General features: G+C 37.2%; 22 protein-coding genes. 4 read left to right on the top strand and 18 right to left on the bottom strand.

The features are described from left to right. Window positions 1-2 precede the first annotated feature (2 nt). The 6 genes from uppS to rpsB all read right to left on the bottom strand — a co-directional run bounded on the left by uppS (window position 3) and on the right by rpsB (window position 4,568). Window positions 3-767, bottom strand: a complete 765-nt coding sequence (gene uppS / locus HMPREF0519_RS05145; protein ID WP_003560092.1) for an undecaprenyl pyrophosphate synthase — start codon at window positions 765-767, stop codon at window positions 3-5. 74 nt (window positions 768-841) lie between these two features. Continuing rightward, entirely contained in the window at window positions 842-1,297 is a 456-nt protein-coding gene (locus HMPREF0519_RS05140; RefSeq protein WP_004561415.1) for a hypothetical protein, read from the bottom strand. Between the two features lie 15 nt (window positions 1,298-1,312). Next, window positions 1,313-1,876 (bottom strand): ribosome recycling factor, encoded by a 564-nt coding sequence (gene frr / locus HMPREF0519_RS05135; RefSeq protein WP_004561414.1) that lies wholly within the window; start codon window positions 1,874-1,876, stop codon window positions 1,313-1,315. Between the two features lie 2 nt (window positions 1,877-1,878). After that, on the bottom strand, window positions 1,879-2,601 hold the full coding sequence (gene pyrH, locus HMPREF0519_RS05130; protein WP_035444750.1) for a UMP kinase: 723 nt from the start codon (window positions 2,599-2,601) through the stop codon (window positions 1,879-1,881). Between the two features lie 193 nt (window positions 2,602-2,794). After that, a complete protein-coding gene (tsf, locus tag HMPREF0519_RS05125) occupies window positions 2,795-3,673 on the bottom strand; it encodes a translation elongation factor Ts (protein WP_003560087.1) in 879 nt (292 codons plus the stop codon). 88 nt (window positions 3,674-3,761) lie between these two features. After that, the gene (gene rpsB / locus HMPREF0519_RS05120) at window positions 3,762-4,568 is read right to left on the bottom strand and encodes a 30S ribosomal protein S2 (RefSeq protein ID WP_004561413.1); all 807 of its coding nucleotides are present in this window, start codon (window positions 4,566-4,568) and stop codon (window positions 3,762-3,764) included. A 241-nt stretch (window positions 4,569-4,809) separates the two neighbouring features. Here rpsB and HMPREF0519_RS05115 point away from each other — a divergent pair, with 241 nt between their 5' ends. Next, window positions 4,810-5,535: an HAD family hydrolase gene (locus HMPREF0519_RS05115; protein WP_004561412.1), complete on the top strand. Its 726-nt coding sequence runs from the start codon at window positions 4,810-4,812 to the stop codon at window positions 5,533-5,535. 108 nt (window positions 5,536-5,643) lie between these two features. Here HMPREF0519_RS05115 and HMPREF0519_RS05110 read toward each other — a convergent pair whose 3' ends face one another. The 3 genes from HMPREF0519_RS05110 to HMPREF0519_RS05100 form a co-directional block, all read right to left on the bottom strand. Next, window positions 5,644-6,642: a D-2-hydroxyacid dehydrogenase gene (locus HMPREF0519_RS05110; RefSeq protein WP_003553778.1), complete on the bottom strand. Its 999-nt coding sequence runs from the start codon at window positions 6,640-6,642 to the stop codon at window positions 5,644-5,646. Between the two features lie 95 nt (window positions 6,643-6,737). Continuing rightward, window positions 6,738-7,010 (bottom strand): GIY-YIG nuclease family protein, encoded by a 273-nt coding sequence (locus HMPREF0519_RS05105; protein WP_003560080.1) that lies wholly within the window; start codon window positions 7,008-7,010, stop codon window positions 6,738-6,740. After that, complete coding sequence (locus tag HMPREF0519_RS05100) at window positions 6,994-7,746, bottom strand: tRNA1(Val) (adenine(37)-N6)-methyltransferase (protein WP_004561411.1); 753 nt, start codon at window positions 7,744-7,746, stop codon at window positions 6,994-6,996. The genes HMPREF0519_RS05105 and HMPREF0519_RS05100 overlap by 17 nt, the downstream gene beginning before the upstream one ends. 89 nt (window positions 7,747-7,835) lie before the next feature. Here HMPREF0519_RS05100 and HMPREF0519_RS05095 point away from each other — a divergent pair, with 89 nt between their 5' ends. Next, window positions 7,836-8,480, top strand: a complete 645-nt coding sequence (locus HMPREF0519_RS05095; RefSeq protein ID WP_035444749.1) for a lysophospholipid acyltransferase family protein — start codon at window positions 7,836-7,838, stop codon at window positions 8,478-8,480. Between the two features lie 87 nt (window positions 8,481-8,567). Here the strand turns inward: HMPREF0519_RS05095 and HMPREF0519_RS05090 are convergent, their stop codons facing one another. Next, entirely contained in the window at window positions 8,568-8,792 is a 225-nt protein-coding gene (locus HMPREF0519_RS05090; protein ID WP_003553769.1) for a YneF family protein, read from the bottom strand. A gap of 101 nt (window positions 8,793-8,893) precedes the next feature. After that, complete coding sequence (locus tag HMPREF0519_RS05085; RefSeq protein ID WP_003553767.1) at window positions 8,894-9,178, bottom strand: DUF896 domain-containing protein; 285 nt, start codon at window positions 9,176-9,178, stop codon at window positions 8,894-8,896. A gap of 126 nt (window positions 9,179-9,304) precedes the next feature. Between HMPREF0519_RS05085 and lexA the strand changes: the two genes are divergently transcribed. Then, on the top strand, window positions 9,305-9,934 hold the full coding sequence (gene lexA / locus HMPREF0519_RS05080; RefSeq protein ID WP_003553765.1) for a transcriptional repressor LexA: 630 nt from the start codon (window positions 9,305-9,307) through the stop codon (window positions 9,932-9,934). A gap of 128 nt (window positions 9,935-10,062) precedes the next feature. Here lexA and HMPREF0519_RS05075 read toward each other — a convergent pair whose 3' ends face one another. Both HMPREF0519_RS05075 and HMPREF0519_RS05070 read right to left on the bottom strand, forming a co-directional pair. Continuing rightward, window positions 10,063-11,253 carry a hydroxymethylglutaryl-CoA synthase gene (locus tag HMPREF0519_RS05075; protein WP_004561410.1) on the bottom strand — a complete coding sequence of 397 codons (1,191 nt, stop codon included), beginning with the start codon at window positions 11,251-11,253 and terminating at the stop codon, window positions 10,063-10,065. A 108-nt stretch (window positions 11,254-11,361) separates the two neighbouring features. Then, window positions 11,362-11,613: a hypothetical protein gene (locus tag HMPREF0519_RS05070; protein ID WP_003553761.1), complete on the bottom strand. Its 252-nt coding sequence runs from the start codon at window positions 11,611-11,613 to the stop codon at window positions 11,362-11,364. 118 nt (window positions 11,614-11,731) lie between these two features. On the opposite strand from HMPREF0519_RS05070, the gene HMPREF0519_RS05065 reads away from it, so the two are divergent. Next, the gene (locus HMPREF0519_RS05065) at window positions 11,732-11,920 is read left to right on the top strand and encodes a PspC domain-containing protein (RefSeq protein WP_003560070.1); all 189 of its coding nucleotides are present in this window, start codon (window positions 11,732-11,734) and stop codon (window positions 11,918-11,920) included. Here the strand turns inward: HMPREF0519_RS05065 and HMPREF0519_RS05060 are convergent. Genes HMPREF0519_RS05060 through HMPREF0519_RS05040 form a run of 5 tightly spaced genes read right to left on the bottom strand, consistent with a single transcriptional unit; the run spans window position 11,874 to window position 15,931 of the window. Beyond that, a complete protein-coding gene (locus HMPREF0519_RS05060; RefSeq protein ID WP_004561409.1) occupies window positions 11,874-12,557 on the bottom strand; it encodes a TIGR01906 family membrane protein in 684 nt (227 codons plus the stop codon). The genes HMPREF0519_RS05065 and HMPREF0519_RS05060 overlap by 47 nt on opposite strands. After that, window positions 12,541-13,314 (bottom strand): TIGR01457 family HAD-type hydrolase, encoded by a 774-nt coding sequence (locus tag HMPREF0519_RS05055; RefSeq protein WP_040472717.1) that lies wholly within the window; start codon window positions 13,312-13,314, stop codon window positions 12,541-12,543. Before HMPREF0519_RS05055 ends, HMPREF0519_RS05060 begins: the two co-directional genes overlap by 17 nt. Window positions 13,315-13,333: 19 nt before the next feature. Then, window positions 13,334-13,906 (bottom strand): YutD family protein, encoded by a 573-nt coding sequence (locus tag HMPREF0519_RS05050; RefSeq protein WP_004561407.1) that lies wholly within the window; start codon window positions 13,904-13,906, stop codon window positions 13,334-13,336. A 13-nt stretch (window positions 13,907-13,919) separates the two neighbouring features. Continuing rightward, entirely contained in the window at window positions 13,920-15,311 is a 1,392-nt protein-coding gene (locus HMPREF0519_RS05045) for a bifunctional metallophosphatase/5'-nucleotidase (RefSeq protein ID WP_225429174.1), read from the bottom strand. Window positions 15,312-15,322: 11 nt separating this feature from the next. After that, window positions 15,323-15,931, bottom strand: a complete 609-nt coding sequence (locus tag HMPREF0519_RS05040; protein ID WP_003560059.1) for a metallophosphoesterase — start codon at window positions 15,929-15,931, stop codon at window positions 15,323-15,325. Window positions 15,932-16,053 lie beyond the last annotated feature (122 nt).

Here is a 16,053-nt window from a genome sequence, read left to right as displayed (position 1 = left end):
TGTTATTCATTTTTCAAACCGCCAAATCGCCGATTTCGATGCTGGTATTCAAAAATCATCTGCCGCAGCGTTTGACCATCAAAATCTGGCCAAAGTGCATCGGTAAAAACCAATTCACTGTAAGCAATCTGCCAGAGCAAGAAATTTGAAATGCGTTCTTCGCCACTTGTTCGAATTAATAGGTCAGGATCAGCGTAATCGCCTAAAAATCCAGTCATCAAATGGCGGGAAATCAAATCATCATCAATATCAGAAATAGAAATCGCATCATTTTTGATTTCGCTTGCAATATTTTGCACTGCCAATCGAATATCAAGTCTACTGCCATAGTTTAGAGCAAAATTTAAGATCATACCAGTACATTTACTGGTTTGAGAAATTGCATCCCGAACCGCTTTTTGTGTGTTCTCAGGTAACTGATCAATAAGACCCATTACTGAAACTTTAACATTATTTTCTATTAATTCAGGAACAAAATTATTAAAAAATTTAACTGGCAGTCCCATCAAAAAACTAACTTCATCCTTTGGCCGTTTCCAATTCTCAGTTGAAAATGCATATAAAGTCAAAACCTTTACACCTAATTTACTTGCAGCCATTGTAACGGTTTTAACGGTCTCCATTCCCTGTCTATGGCCTGCGATTCGTGGCAAATGTCTTTTTTTTGCCCAACGCCCATTACCATCCATAATGATTGCGATATGCTTGGGAATTCTATCGGAGTCCAAGTGAATAGATGATTCTGCGTTCTTTTTATTATTAAACATTGAACTCTCCTCTAAACAATTCAGGAAAAAATAAAGGATGAGAAGAAAAACTCATCCTAAAATGCACTTAATTGTTAGTCTTCTGCACTATCCGGACGTTCAACCATTCGCCATTCACCGCGATTTGCCTCTGCTAAAGTATTAAAGTACCTCAACAATTGATTAGCATCTGATGGGCTCTTTTGACCTAGTTCATTGAGACCTTTACCTGTTGTCATCGGTTCTGATAAATCAGTGATTTCATTGCCTTTCTCAATGGTTGCATTTGAGAAAGCGATCACCCAATCTTCTTCTACCAACTGTGACACAATAAAGAATAAATTAAAATCATCTGTCACGAATGCCGGCATTGCATACAGGTCATCTTGAACAGGCTGTAAACGACTCCCGTTATAATCTAAATCGCCTAAATTATCTTCAGTGACTGGTTTATTGAGCTTGAATAACATCTTATCAAACTCCGGTGTACCAGGTACTACAGAAACTTCATCATCATTATTATTATTATTATTTTTATTGTTATCTGCCATTATTGAACCCACTTTCTAGCCATTCATGACTTCGTTTTCTTTATCAGCAACGATTTTATCAACACTTTTAATTGAATTATCAGTTAACTTTTGAACTTGATCTTCAAGGCGGTGTAGCTCATCATCCGTGATTTCTTCACTTTTATTACCGCGTTTGAAAGTATCCATTGCTTCGCGACGAACATTCCGAACAGCAACTTTACTCTTTTCACCAGTTGCCTTTACTTGCTTAGCAACTTCCCTTCGACGTTCTTCGGTTAACGCTGGAATTGCCAAACGAATAGCCGTTCCATCATTTGCAGGACTAAGTCCCAAATCAGCTTCATATATCCCCTTTTCGATATTGTCCAAAGAAGATTTATCATATGGCGTAATTAAGATAACTCTGGCTTCAGGAATTGAAATTGAAGCAATCTGGTTTAAGGGTGTTGGCGCACCATAATAATCCACCGTTACACCACTTAATAGGCTTGCATTAGCGCGGCCGGCACGAATACTTCCCAACTCATGCTCCAGCACTTCCTGTGCTTTTTTCATTTTAGTTTTTGCTTCATTTAAAACTGTTTGCGTGTCTGCCATTTCTATTTCTCCTTCACAGTTGTTCCAATACTATCTCCAGATACAACTTTCCGAATGTTTCCCGGCTTATTTAAATTAAAGACAACCAACGGAATATGATTATCCATAGATAACGAACTCGCTGTTGAGTCCATTACCTTAAGCCCTTTTTCTAAAATGTCCATATATGTGAGAGTCTCATACTTCTTAGCATCTTTGTGTGTTCGCGGATCAGCAGTATAAATGCCATCGACACCATTTTTGGCCATCAAAATTGCATCTGCGCCAATTTCCGCTGCCCGTAGAGCCGCAGTTGTGTCTGTTGAAAAATATGGATTTCCGGTTCCACCCGCGAAGATAACAACTCGGCCTTTTTCCAAATGACGAACAGCTTTTCGACGAATATAAGGTTCAGCAATCTGACGCATCTCAATTGAAGTTTGTACACGTGTTGGGACATCAAGTGATTCCAAATTATCTTGAAGTGCAAGACCGTTCATCGTCGTTCCTAACATACCGATGTAATCGGCTTGGGCACGTTCCATTCCCATCTCGGCACCAGCCTCGCCTCGCCACATATTGCCACCGCCAACGACAATTCCAATTTGAACACCCATTTCGAAAATATCCTTGATTTCTTTGGCAACGTCTTTAATTACCGGTGGATTAATTCCGAATCCTCTATCACCAGCTAAAGCTTCACCGCTTAATTTTAAAATAATTCGGTTATATTTTACTTTGGACATCAAAGTGCCTCCCATAATTAATCATTAACATCAATTTTAGCATACTCAAGTTAGCTACAACAATAAAACTAACAAATTCAGTAATTCTTAACAGCTTTTCAAAACTAAAGTCTATAAAATAGTGTCAAATTTTCAAAAGCCAAAAAAAGGGCTGGAACAAATGTATCTCGTTGTTCCAGCCCTTCATAAAAAATTAATTACCTAATTGATCGCGAACTTCATCTTCAAAGCTTTCTTGCTTTTTTTCGATGCCTTCGCCGACTTCATAGCGAACAAATTTAACGATTGAACCGTTCTTGGAAGCAACATATTGTGCAACTGTTTGATCAGGGTCTTTAACGAACTCTTGATCTTCCAAGCAAATTTCTGCCAAGAACTTGTGAAGACGACCTTCAACCATTTTTTCAACAATCTTCTCAGGTTTGCCTTCATTTAGGGCTTCCTGAGTTAAAATTTCTTTCTCATGGGCCAACCGCTCTGCCGGAACTTCAGATTGATTCAGGTACTCTGGATTAGTGGCAGCAACGTGCATTGCAATGTCTTTTGCAGTTGCTTCATCCGCACCTTTAAGTTCAACAAGAGAAGCGATTAGACCACCATTGTGCAAGTATGAACCAAAGACTTCGTCATCATTTTTTTCAACAATTTCAAATCGACGTAAACTAACTTTCTCACCAGTTACCTGAGTTGTTTCAACTAAATCATCTTTAATTGTACCTTTTTCAGTCGAAAGTGCTAAAGCAGCATCAACGTCGGCAGGCTTATTAGCTACAATAGCGTCACTGATCCTAGAAACAGCGGCTTTAAACGGATCACTTGAAGCAACAAAGTCAGTCTCGGAGTTAACTTCGATGATTGCAGCTGTGTTACCTTTTACAGCAACTGTTGCTAAACCATTTGCGGCAACACGGTCACTTTTCTTTTCAGCCTTGGCAACCCCTTTTTCACGTAATACTTCGATCGCCTTATCAAAATCACCTTCAGTTGCAACAAGTGCCTTCTTGGCATCCATCATACCAACACCGGTTTTCTTACGTAGTTGCATAACTTGTGATGCAGAAATTTTTGCCATTTTAGTGGCCTCCTTAATTCTTTACATAAAAACTGACTCTTCACCAAGGCCAAATAGGTCTATAGCGATAGAGTCAGCCTAAGTGCTATTACTTATTATCAGTATTGCTCTTGCTTTCTACAGCATTAGCAATATCTTCAATTGAATCCTCTTTTGAATCTTTCTTGTCAGTCTTTGATCCGTTTTCGAAAGTATCTTCGTTAACTTCATCTTCACCCTGACGGCCTTCAATGATTGCATTAGCCATTGTTGACGTAATCAATCGAACGGCACGAATAGCATCATCGTTTGAAGGAATAACAACATCAATTTGGTCAGGATCAGTATTTGTATCAACCATTGCAACGATTGGGATGTTTAGCTTTTGAGCTTCGTGAACAGCAATTTGCTCTTTACGAGGGTCAACGATAAACAAAACATCTGGGAGTTTAGGCATATCCTCGATACCACCCAAAAATCTTTCAAGCTTATCACGTTGCTTCATTAATAATGAAACTTCCTTCTTAGGAAGAACATCAAACGTCCCATCAGTCGCCATCTTCTTAAGATCTTTAAGACGTTTTACACGTGATTGAATAGTATTCCAATTGGTAAGCGTTCCGCCAAGCCAACGATTGTTAACGTAATATTGACCAGCACGGGTAGCTTCTTCAGCAATTGAATTTTGTGCCTGTTTCTTAGTACCAACAAACAAAACAACAGCACCCTTTGAAGCTTCCTCTTTCATGAAGTTATAAGCAACATCAATTAATTTAACAGTTTTTTGCAAATCAATGATGTAAATCCCGTTTCGTTCAGTAAAGATGTATTGTTTCATCTTTGGATTCCAACGACGGGTTTGGTGACCGAAATGAACTCCGGCTTCCAACAATTGTTTCATAGAAATTACAGCCATAATATAGTAGCCTCCATTAAAGTTTTTTCCTCCTCGATGATCATCTGTTATTGGAACTACATAATTGTAGCAACACCAATAGCATCACATCGAGTGTGTAATTAAAACACCTTTAAGAGTATAGCTAAAATTGACTGCGAAAGCAAGCGATAACATGATTTTGATGTTAAAAATATTAAGAAAATTGTTAAACTTTTGTAAAACGTGTTAAAATGATTAATCGTGACGAGGAGGAATCTATATGATTAAAGCCATCGTTTTTGACGTTGACGATACTTTGTACGATCAGAAACCATCATTTAATGAAGCTTTCAAACAAATATTCTCAAATGATGTTGATAGCAATTTGATAAATAAAATTTTCTCCAACTATGTTCAGCAGGAACAATTAGTTGTAGCAAAAAATAATCTGGATAATCAATTTCAACTTTCAAAAACAGACATTAGCTTTCATTGTCTCCATCATTCTTTTAAAGAATTTAATCTTGATGGCCTTACACAAAAGAAGGCAGAAGACTTTTGGCAACTTTACAACAAATTTAGTCAGGACATTCAATTATTTGACGGGTTAACTCACGTTTTTAATAAACTGATTGAAAAATTCAAACTTGGCATTATTACTAATGGATCGACTGAAAATCAACTTTCAAAAATCACTAGATTAAATCTCCAGCACTGGTTTGACAGGGAAAGTATTATTACTTCCGAGGACGCCAATGCTAAAAAACCCGATCCAATGATTTTTACGCTAATGAACCGAAAATTCGAACTTCGCGGTAATGAGATGATGTATGTAGGTAGTTCATATTTAAACGATATTGTGCCTGCTAAAAGGGCTGGTTGGCAAACCGTTTGGTACAACAATCATGATGGGTCGATTATTGATCCAAATATCATTCCAGATCAAACTGTCAATAACAGCGAACAACTACAAGAATTATTATCAGAATTAGCGGCTGAGGTTTAACCTCAGCCGTTTTTTACCTTTTTAATTTCCAACAATTTTTGCATTAAAAAGGGATTTTCAACTATAAACCGTTGAAAATCCCTTTTATTAAACAGATCATCTGATCTTTTAAAGCTTAACTAACTTGTCAGACTTACCTGTTGAGATAAGTGACTTATTAGCATCCATCGCAAAGTAAACCATGTTACGAACAGCACGCTTAGTATAGAAGGCAATATGGGGACTGACTAGAACGTTTTCTCGTTTCATAAGTCCCTTTAATCGTTCATCAGGAATTTTATCAAAACTACCAAAGTCGGTATTGAAAATACCAACTTCATTTTCATATACATCAAGAGCAGCACCGGCGACTTTTCCGGAATCAAGTGCTCTAATAAGTGCATCAGTATCAACTAAAGCACCACGAGCTGGGTTTAAGATATAAACACCGTCCTTCATCTTACTGAAGGCTTCATCATTTAACATATGTTCATTTTCTTTAGTTGCAGGTGCATGAATTGAAAGGACATCTGATTGAGCATAAAGTTCGTCAGGTGAGTCGACATAGACACCTTCCTTTTCCAATTCTGGATTATGGAAGATATCATAAGCGATAACCTTAGCACCGAACCCCTTATAAATACGCATTGCAGCACGACCAATTCGACCAGTGGCAAAAACACCAACAGTTAATTGGTTCAATTCTTCAGCAATGTCTGGTGCCCAACGAAGGTCACCATTAGCTTGTTTACGATCGAAAGTATTTGTTCGACGTAACAATCTCATTAATTGAGTAACTGTAAATTCAGCGATTGCTTCTGGTGAATATGCTGGTACATTGGTAACTTGAATACCGTTGCGTTTTGCAGCATCAGCATCAATATTATCAACACCAACGTTACGTAATGAAAGGAACTTGATACCAAATTCGCCTAGTTTGTCTAGAACAGCAGCAGTGTAAGGCTTTTGTTGGTATGTTACCACACCATCGGCACCCTTTGCTTGATCAACTGTTGACTCGTCTAACAGTTCACCAGTTGATGCAACTTCTACATCAGGGTTTTCTTCACTCCACTTATCTAAATATGGTTTTTCATCGTCACGAATGCCATAAGCAATAATTTTCAAGAATATTACCTCCTAAACATGTTACTTGTATTATAACACTTTTATATGCTGTTTTTGCTGAAAATCAGAAAGTTTGTGCATTTTTTCACTGATATTTATAAAAACGAGTCCGGGTTATTAATGTATTGCAATTTCTGCTTTCTTGTTAATTGTTTAAACGCATATTCTGCACTTAAAGCATCATGCTTAGTTGGGAATTGCTTTTGAAATAGTATTTTAATTGGTCTATGTGATCGCGTATATTTAGCACCCTTTCCCAGTTTGTGAGTTTGAAAGCGCTTTTCAACATTCGTTGTAAAGCCTGTATATAAAGTACGGTCTTCACACAGTAAAACATATATATAATATTTTTTAATTTGTTTCTCCATATAAAATTCGCTTCACTTTGCCTGAATAGTCATTACCTTCATGAGTAATTAAATCTTCTTGAATTCTCAACCCATTCGGTTTGCCACTTTTAATTGCTTCTACCAGTACCATATTTGCTTCTGAGGTCGTTTTAGACCGAACAAATTGTAATATTTTAGGCTCCAAATGATGATTCCGTAAACTCAGTAGGAGATCTGTGAGTCTATCGGGACGGTAAACCACAAATAACTTAGCGTTCGTTTTTAGCAAGTCTGCCGAAATTTTAGTGATTTCATCAATCGTTGTTTTAATTTCGTGCCGTGCAATAGCCAAATACTGATTTGGATTCTTTTCACTAGTCTCATAATTGACAAAGTAAGGTGGGTTACAAACAATCACGTCAACTGAATCTTTGGAAATATAATGAGTGGTATTTTTTAAATCATCATTAACAACATGTACCTGATTCTCCAAATGATTTAACTGAATACTTCTTGCTGCCATATCGGCGAGCTTTTCCTGAATTTCAACCATGGTGATTTGAGCAGATGTTTCACTGCTTAAAAACAGGCCAACTGCACCATTACCAGAACACAGATCAATGATATTTTTAACCCGTTTGCTTCCAACCTGTGCAAATTCTGCTAATAAAACAGCATCTAATGAAAACGAAAAAACGTCGTTGCTTTGAATAATGGAAACATTATTACTATATAATTGATCAATTCGTTCATTTTTTTTTAATTTCACTCGCATTACTTTTTGAACCTTTCACAAATTTGTTTGCCAAACGCTTCTCGTTTAAGTTACTATTATTTTATCAGATTAAGAAAGAAGGAATGGGATTGTTTTATTCATTTGTCCGTGTGCTTGTGCGTATTTTTGTATTTATTATTAACGGAAATGCGCATTATCAATATAAGGAACGCCTGCCCAAAGGGAATTATATTTTAGTTGGGCCCCACCGGACATGGTTTGATCCAATTTATTTTGCACTAGCAGCCAGTCCAAAAAAGTTTAGTTTTATGGCAAAAAAAGAACTTTTCAAAAATCCGATTTTAAAATGGATTCTGGATCACGCCAACGCTTTTCCAGTGGACCGGGACCATCCCGGCCCCTCGGCAATTAAAAAGCCCGTCAGAATTTTAAAAAAATCAGATTTATCGCTTATCCTTTTTCCATCCGGGACTCGCCATTCAGAGCAATTAAAAAGTGGCGCAGCACTCATTTCACAATTGGCAAATGTACCACTGGTTCCAACTGTTTATCAGGGACCATTAAGCTTTAAACGGTTATTCAGCCGAAAAAAAGTCACAATTGCTTTTGGTGAACCAATTTATATCGACCGGAAACACAAGCTGGATGACAACTATCAAAAAGAAGTTGAACAGCAGATGCAAACTGCTTTTGATGCTTTAGATTACGCCGTCAATCCCGATTTCAAATACGTTGACATTTCAAAGAAAAATACAACCGACAAAATTGAATAATTAATCATCTATGAACATTGATGATATCAAAAAAGAGGCCAAGTCAAAATTCTTTGAATGGTCTCTTTATTGTTGGCTAAGATAATGCTATTTCTTACCCATATTGCTTTGCATTGTATGCATCATCTGATTCAACTTCTTTTGAGAAGGTTTTTGACCCATCTGTAACATTAATTGACGCAATTGATCTTCGTTAAATGGGGGATTTTCTTTCAAGTACTTTTCCATATATTTACGAGCACCGTAAAAACCACCAATTAAACCAATGACCAAGGCCACAATAACAATTAGAATCCAAATCCAAGTTGCCAAAACAAGGCCTCCTTATATAGTCTCATTGTTTAATTTTACACAATTCTTAAAGAAAATAAAAGCCTAATTGTAAAATGAGCTAAAAAAGTCATTATTAATGGTTAGTCGTCTCGAAGTCCCTTATGACGTTGAATGTTTTTCACCTTTTTTGAAGTGATTTCTTTGCCACTTTTATCATAAACTTTCATTAACTCAATTTGGCTCTTAAAGTTTTCTCGAAAACGAGCAACATACTTTTTACGTAGTTCAGCCCGTTCAATTTTTTCAACTTCTGTTAATCCTTCATTCTTTGCTTTGTGTGCTAATTCATTAATACGGGGAACGATTTCCTTTAAAACGTTATCACCGATTTTTGATTGTAGCTCTTTTTTCTCTTTTTCATTCATAGATATTCCTCCAATAAGACCATTATAACAAAAAAAGTTAAAATTACACGAACGTGTGTTTGAAATCTATTCAAACTTATGATACGATTAAAACAACAATTAAAGTAACTTATGAGGTGTCGGAAAATGGCAAAGAATTCTGAAAGTAAGCAATACAAGATTTTACACTATATTTGGGAAAAAGTTAATGATAAGGGTTATCCGCCAACCGTTAGAGAGATTGGCGAAGCGGTTAATCTTTCTTCAACCTCAACAGTCCATGGTCATATCAATCGGTTACAAAAAAAGGGTTATATTGTTAAGGACCCCTCAAAGCCAAGAGCACTTGAAGTCACGGCTGCAGGGATGGAACTGTTGGGCATTGCACCTAAGCAAAAACAGATTCCAATCTTAGGAACTGTTACCGCTGGCGAACCTATTCTCGCTGTAGAAGACGCAACTGATTATTTCCCGTTACCACCACAACTTGCGCAGGATGACCAGACCCTGTTTATGTTACAAATTCGTGGCGAAAGTATGATTAATGCAGGCATTCTAAATGGCGACTATGTCGTGGTTCGTAAGCAAGCTTATGCCGACAATGGCGATATTGTTATTGCCATGACTGATGAAAATGAAGCGACCTGCAAGCGATTCTTTAAAGAAAGCGATCATTTCAGGCTTCAACCAGAGAATGATACAATGGCGCCTATTATTCTGACTAAGGTTAGCATCTTAGGCAAGGTCGTTAGTCTATATAGAAATGACATCGACTAATAGTTTAGTCACTTCAAAAGAGTTCAAGATACAATGTGTCTTGACTCTTTTTTAGCACTCACATAGACTGCCAGAGAAATCTTTCAATCTAATTGACTTATTTTTTCTCTGAATTTGATTCACTTTGATTAGTCCAAGGACTGAGCATCTCCCGATCCATTTTTGGTCAGGTATATTCTTCTATTCTCTTTGCGTCCTTTTAGAACAAAGCAACTATTATCCGAAGAGACATCAAACAATTTGTCTTCTTCATTGAGTGGTAAAAAGGTTTGATACATTTCTTGATATTGCTCAATTGTGATTCGAGATCGCTCAGATAGTATCGTATCCATATCAGTTTTTAATTGTGATCTATCAAATTGATCACTTAATCGGCCACTATAGAATTCTCCTTGAGCTCCTGAACCATAACTGAAAAGACCAATCAAATCATCTTGATTCAGCGCTTCCGAGTTTGACAATAAAGAAATTAAACTTAAATATAGAGAACCAGTATAAAGATTCCCCACAAGCGCATTATACATTCTAGAGGCTTCAAATTGTTCTAATATAGCCTCTGGATGTTTACTTTGATCAATAATTGAGCGAAGCGCCTTCAAGCCCATTTTCGTATACGGAAGATGAAAAGTTAATGCTCGAAAATCATCAATTGTTCTATGGTATTTTTGCCGATAATCCATCCAAGTTTGTTGAAAAAAATCAGCATAAATACTATTTGAATAATGACCATCAACGACAGCATCATGACGATAAAGAGGCCGCCAAAAATCCATAATGTTATCAGAGTGAAACGATCTTTTGTCTTCCACTTCTAGGATTCGTGGATTCGAAGAAATCACCATTGCAACAGCCCCACCACCCTGAGTAACTTCTCCAGGCGTATTCAGACCATATCTAGCAATGTCAGCAGCCAGTACCAACGCCTTACTTTCAGGGTGTAAACGAATATGATCCACCGCCATTTGAACACCAGCCGTACCACCATAACATGCTTGTTTAATTTCAAAAGATCGCGCCTGTTTAGAAATCCCAAGTAACGACTGGACATAAATAGCGGCAGATTTTGAATTATCAACACCTGTCTCGGTTCCGAAAATTACCAAATCAATTTTTTCTTTATCGCCCTCACTCAAAATCTTTTGAGCAGCATTAGCCGCCATTGTCACAACATCTTGAGTTGGCGGTATAACGGCTTGCTTTTTTTGCCCAATACCAATTAAATATTTCTTTGGATCTTCATTCCGTGCATGGGCCAGATCAACCATATCGATAAAATATGGTGATGTGTAAAAACCGATTTTATCAATCCCTACTGTCATCCAAAAAACTCCTTTATAAAAGAATGAGACCAAGATACGGCTTTTCAAACATCAAGCGGAGTATCTTCGTCTCATTATGTATCAAGCAGCATCTTTGTAACGATCATTCTATTCGATCACAAAGTGAATTTTATACTGATCTTTCCCAGTTATCGAGTCAATAACCAATCCCTCGGTCAGATTGCCTGCGAATACGAAACCCTCGTGCTTGTGACCAGTTGAGGTGAATGTCCATTGAATAACCTGCGAACCACCGGTTGGAGAACCAAACACTCGAATCCCTGACAGTTGCCCATAAGAATTATCCGAAAGAACGACTTCTTGATTTCCTAAATTTGCATTAATATTTAAAGTTAACATATAGCTCTCCCACTTATTCGATTATCCAACATAGTAGTGTATCATAATTGAAATCTGTTTTCTATTCAGGTATGGTTAAGTTAAGATTTTATTAATCAACTCGAAGGAGGATTATCAGATGAAAATTCATATCCATCGCTCCAAGGAGCATCGAGTCATTGCCGGCGTTATTGGTGGATTAAGCGAAAAATATGACTGGGATCCACTACTTGCGAGAGTTATTTTTCTGTTACTCGCATTTACTCCTCTGTTCCCCGGCTTTATTGCTTATCTGATCTTGTGGATTTTAATGGAGGATCCGATCTGAGTGATTTTTTGGCCAAAATATATAACCATAAGTGTAATGCCAAAAACACAATAAAAAATAAGGTAAAACATTCAAAAAAGAATGTATCCGGCAGCATATTAATAACCGGGTCCAGATCCGGGTCGAAAATCCAATCACTATTTCGAAACAATAGCTCATGAAAATAAATAAATACCTGTTCGAAATTGACAATCATAATTGAAACAATCACTAACGAAAAGATGACCACCGTTTTTATCGGTGTTAAAAGCATCCACGTTAGTGATTTTTTATTTAACCGCCGTACAAGTACAAATGACACCGGGACAAAAATAACTGCCATAACATTATTAAAAATAACTAAATGTTTCACATCTTTAAAATGCTGAAGGCCATTTGGCGAGCTGATAAAATATTTAAAGTTCAATGAATGAGTTAAAGGGTTTTGAATATAATTAATCATTCGCAAGTATTCTTCGTGCATCTTTTCGGCGGACATGCCTGTTGCAGCTGATAAGTGTAATGCATGAATGTTCAGGTCAAAGAGCCAAACCGAATTAATTGTCAAAAAAATCGCAAATGATAAACATCCCAATAGTATGATAAATGCGTACCCGATTTGTTGCATTGTTAGTTTCAAACTAAGGCCGCCATTCATCTAAACTGTCGATTTGATAGGTCGGTAAAATTGATTCTGAACGAACCTGCTCCTTGGTGGAGAGCCCTGTATATACCAACAGTGTATCTACGTTGGCATTTATACCAGCCTTAATGTCTGTATTATAGTTATCCCCTACCATCACGACTTCATCTTGACTCAATCCAATTTTTTTCAAGGCACTTTCAATAATTCTGGCTTTGGGTTTTCCGATCATAATCGGTCGTTGTTGGGTCGCGTATTCAACAAACTTTACAACAGAGCCTGCACCAGGCATCATACCGCGTTCTTTAGGGATGTTTGTATCGGGATTGGTACCAATGAACTTAGATCCGCTTCGAATCGCCAAAACAGCTTCTGACAGCTTCTCATAGGTTAAATCCGAATCCAATCCAACGACAACATAATCAGGATGATCAGATTCTAAGCGAAAGTTATTTGCTAAAATAACCTGCTTTAGACCAATTTCGCCAACAATGTAAACCGACGGGGCAACTATTTTCTTATCATCATTCATAAAATCTACAGTTGCCATTCCAGATGTATAAACATTTTCCGCTTTAACATGGATATCATGATTTTCGTCTAAATTTTTAACGACGTCTCGCGGTAATTGTGTCGAATTATTTGTTACAAAAAGAAATGGTATTTTTTTTGCTTGTAATCGTTCAATAAAACGTTTGGCGGCAGGAATTCGCTTTTTTCCTGCATAAACCGTTCCATCAAGATCGATAAAATAGCCTTTGTAGTGTTTCATTCTTTTATCCCTTCGACAATTAATTTTTACTTTCACGAATAATAAAGTGATGTTTATGAGATTTTTCCTCAGTTTTAACAATCAATTTCTTTCTCTTCTGAAGAGGGGGCTTTACGGGTGCTACTTTTTGTTCAACAAATGCATGGTTGCGACTATTCCGACGATTATTACGAGACCGTCCCCGACTCGAGCGATGACGACTACGTGTACTTCTTGATTTATGGACGATCGGTCGGGCTTCAAGATTATGAACGACAAAATAAGCCGCACCAAAATTAATGTCTTCAAGCAAATAATCATTGAGTGCAGAAATAAACGGGCCGGTGACAACCTCTCTGTCGTCATTATAAAACCCCTTGAGACGTAGCTGGCCATAACCCCAGTCGCCAACAATGAAATCAAACTGGCTTAAAGCCGGATTGTATCGGCGAACAAACTCTTCAAATTGAAAACCATTTTGAGAATTCAACTCCACTTCATATTGATGATTATTAATGCTGAACTCGGTTTCCGAATCACGCTGAATCTGTGCAAGCGGATGACGTTTTTCATCCTGTTGTGCAATTAAAACATCAAGCTGTTTACGGTCCATACTGGTCCTCCTTTCATCCGTTAATAGGATAGTGTTTAGCCATATAATCACCAAAGACATCCCTTAGATTTTCATCATACAAAATTTCGTTATGACCCACAATTTCTAATGTTGGAAAAAATGGAATGAATAAATAATGATCGGGCATCGCAATTTGATATTTTTTAATTGGGGAAACCAGTTCTTCACGATAAAATAGTCTACCAGTATCCGAATCATATCTCAAACCGCTATAATGAAGCTCGCCAAATACCTTCCCCCGAAAGCCCATGCCTTTTTGAGGAAATTTAATTAAGAAGTTCCGATTCTTTTCCATTTCTTTAATTAATCTCCAAAGGTCATAACCACCTAAAGTCACCCTCATAACATGCATTGCATGAGGAAGCATTTGATGCAATGCATTTCTATCTACAATTCCCTTTGGAAGATCACGAAGAAATAGTCCGGAGCTTAAAATACCAGCTGACGTATTTGCCTTCTCCATAATTGCATGTAACCCTTCATTTACTAATCGTGAGTTTCCAGTCAGGCTTGTCGTCATTGGTTCCTTAATTCTAGCTAATTTGTTTCTGGCTAATAATTTTTCACCGGTCTCTTCATAACCTTCAATCTCTTCTTGATCTTCAGGAAGCTCAGGAAGCGTACTGGTTTTGACCACCATTGCATCACTGTCAGTAATTTGATGCGAATGATCGACCGTAAGCGTTATCTGACCAATATAATGTCCCCACTTTTCAGCAGCTGCCAATAAAGATGTGTTGACACGCTGGCCGTGGACTAACAAATGATGCGTGTGAGAGCCGATAATGACATTTAGTTCGGGAAACTTTCTTGCCAGTAATTGATCCTCTGGGAGCCCTAAATGAGAGAGTAGAACGACAATATCATATTGCCCAGCATACCTTTTTAAAAGTTTTGGAAGTATCTTTTCCGGTTCAATTGGGCGCCATCCTAAAATAGGGTATGTTAGCAAATAAGGAGCTGTCAAACCTAAAATCAAGATACGTGTTTTTTTAGGAGTTGTGATGATTTTTGCCGGTTGAGACCATTTTGGCATTAACTTGGTTTTCATATCCAGTATATTGCCAAGAATGACGTCAAAATTTGCATCATTATAAAGCTGATTCAACTGTTCGTGTGTATTGGTAAGCCCTTCGTTATTTCCAATTGTGACTGCATCGTAATGAATTTGATTCAGTAGTTCAACATTTGCTTGTCCATTTGTGACCTCAGTTAGAGGATGGACGCGATCCACAGCATCGCCTAAATCTACGGTAATAACTGATGAATTCTTTTCAAGTAATAATTTATTCCTGGTTTCTAAAATATATCTGCGAATTCGTGGCCAATTTTCAAAATGCGAATGCAGATCATTTGTATGCAAGATTGTTATTTTTTCCGTCATGAGACCACCTATCATTGTCGTTTTGCAAAATCGATTTGTTTTTGCGCCACCATTTCCTCTATTTCCTGCTGTGAAAAGGGCGTACCAAACGGGGGTTTATGTTTTAAATAATCAGCCTCCGGTGTATCTACACCAACGTTAATATTCTCTTTAATTGGCACCGAGTAGTGATGAATATGACCATGAAGATTAATAATTTGTTTGACAATCCCCATCATCATAGGATAGTGCGTCATATAATACTGACGGTGATTCATTTTAATTAGGACGCCAACATCATGGAATTCAAATTTTAAATGGTTCCCTACTGAATAATTATGTTTTTCAAGATATTTAAATAAGTTTCTCGAATCATGATTTCCTTTAATTAAAATAAGCCTGCCATTTAGTTTTTTTAAAACTTCAAAAATGCGTTGATAAGCGTCCTTTTCCGGTCGAGTATGAAGAATTGCAATATCTCCCAAGTGGTAAACAACATCATCTTTACCAACTCGCCTATTCCAATTTTCAATAATCGTATCATTCATATCTTCAACTGTTAAAAAAGGTCGGGGCGCAAATTCACTAATTCCAAGTAATCTTTCATGAAAAAAATGAGTGTCGGCCGTAAAAAATTGCATTTAACATTCTTCTTTCAGACGCGATAGTTACTTTAACCATAATAACACCGCTACTTAATCTTTTCCCGCTATTATAACGAAAATAATGAAGACTGGGAACAAAATCGTTTTGGTCCCAACCT

This window comes from Lentilactobacillus hilgardii DSM 20176 = ATCC 8290 (assembly GCF_000159315.1).
GTDB classification, from domain to species: domain Bacteria; phylum Bacillota; class Bacilli; order Lactobacillales; family Lactobacillaceae; genus Lentilactobacillus; species Lentilactobacillus hilgardii.
This window is presented reverse-complemented; position numbering and strand designations above follow the sequence as displayed.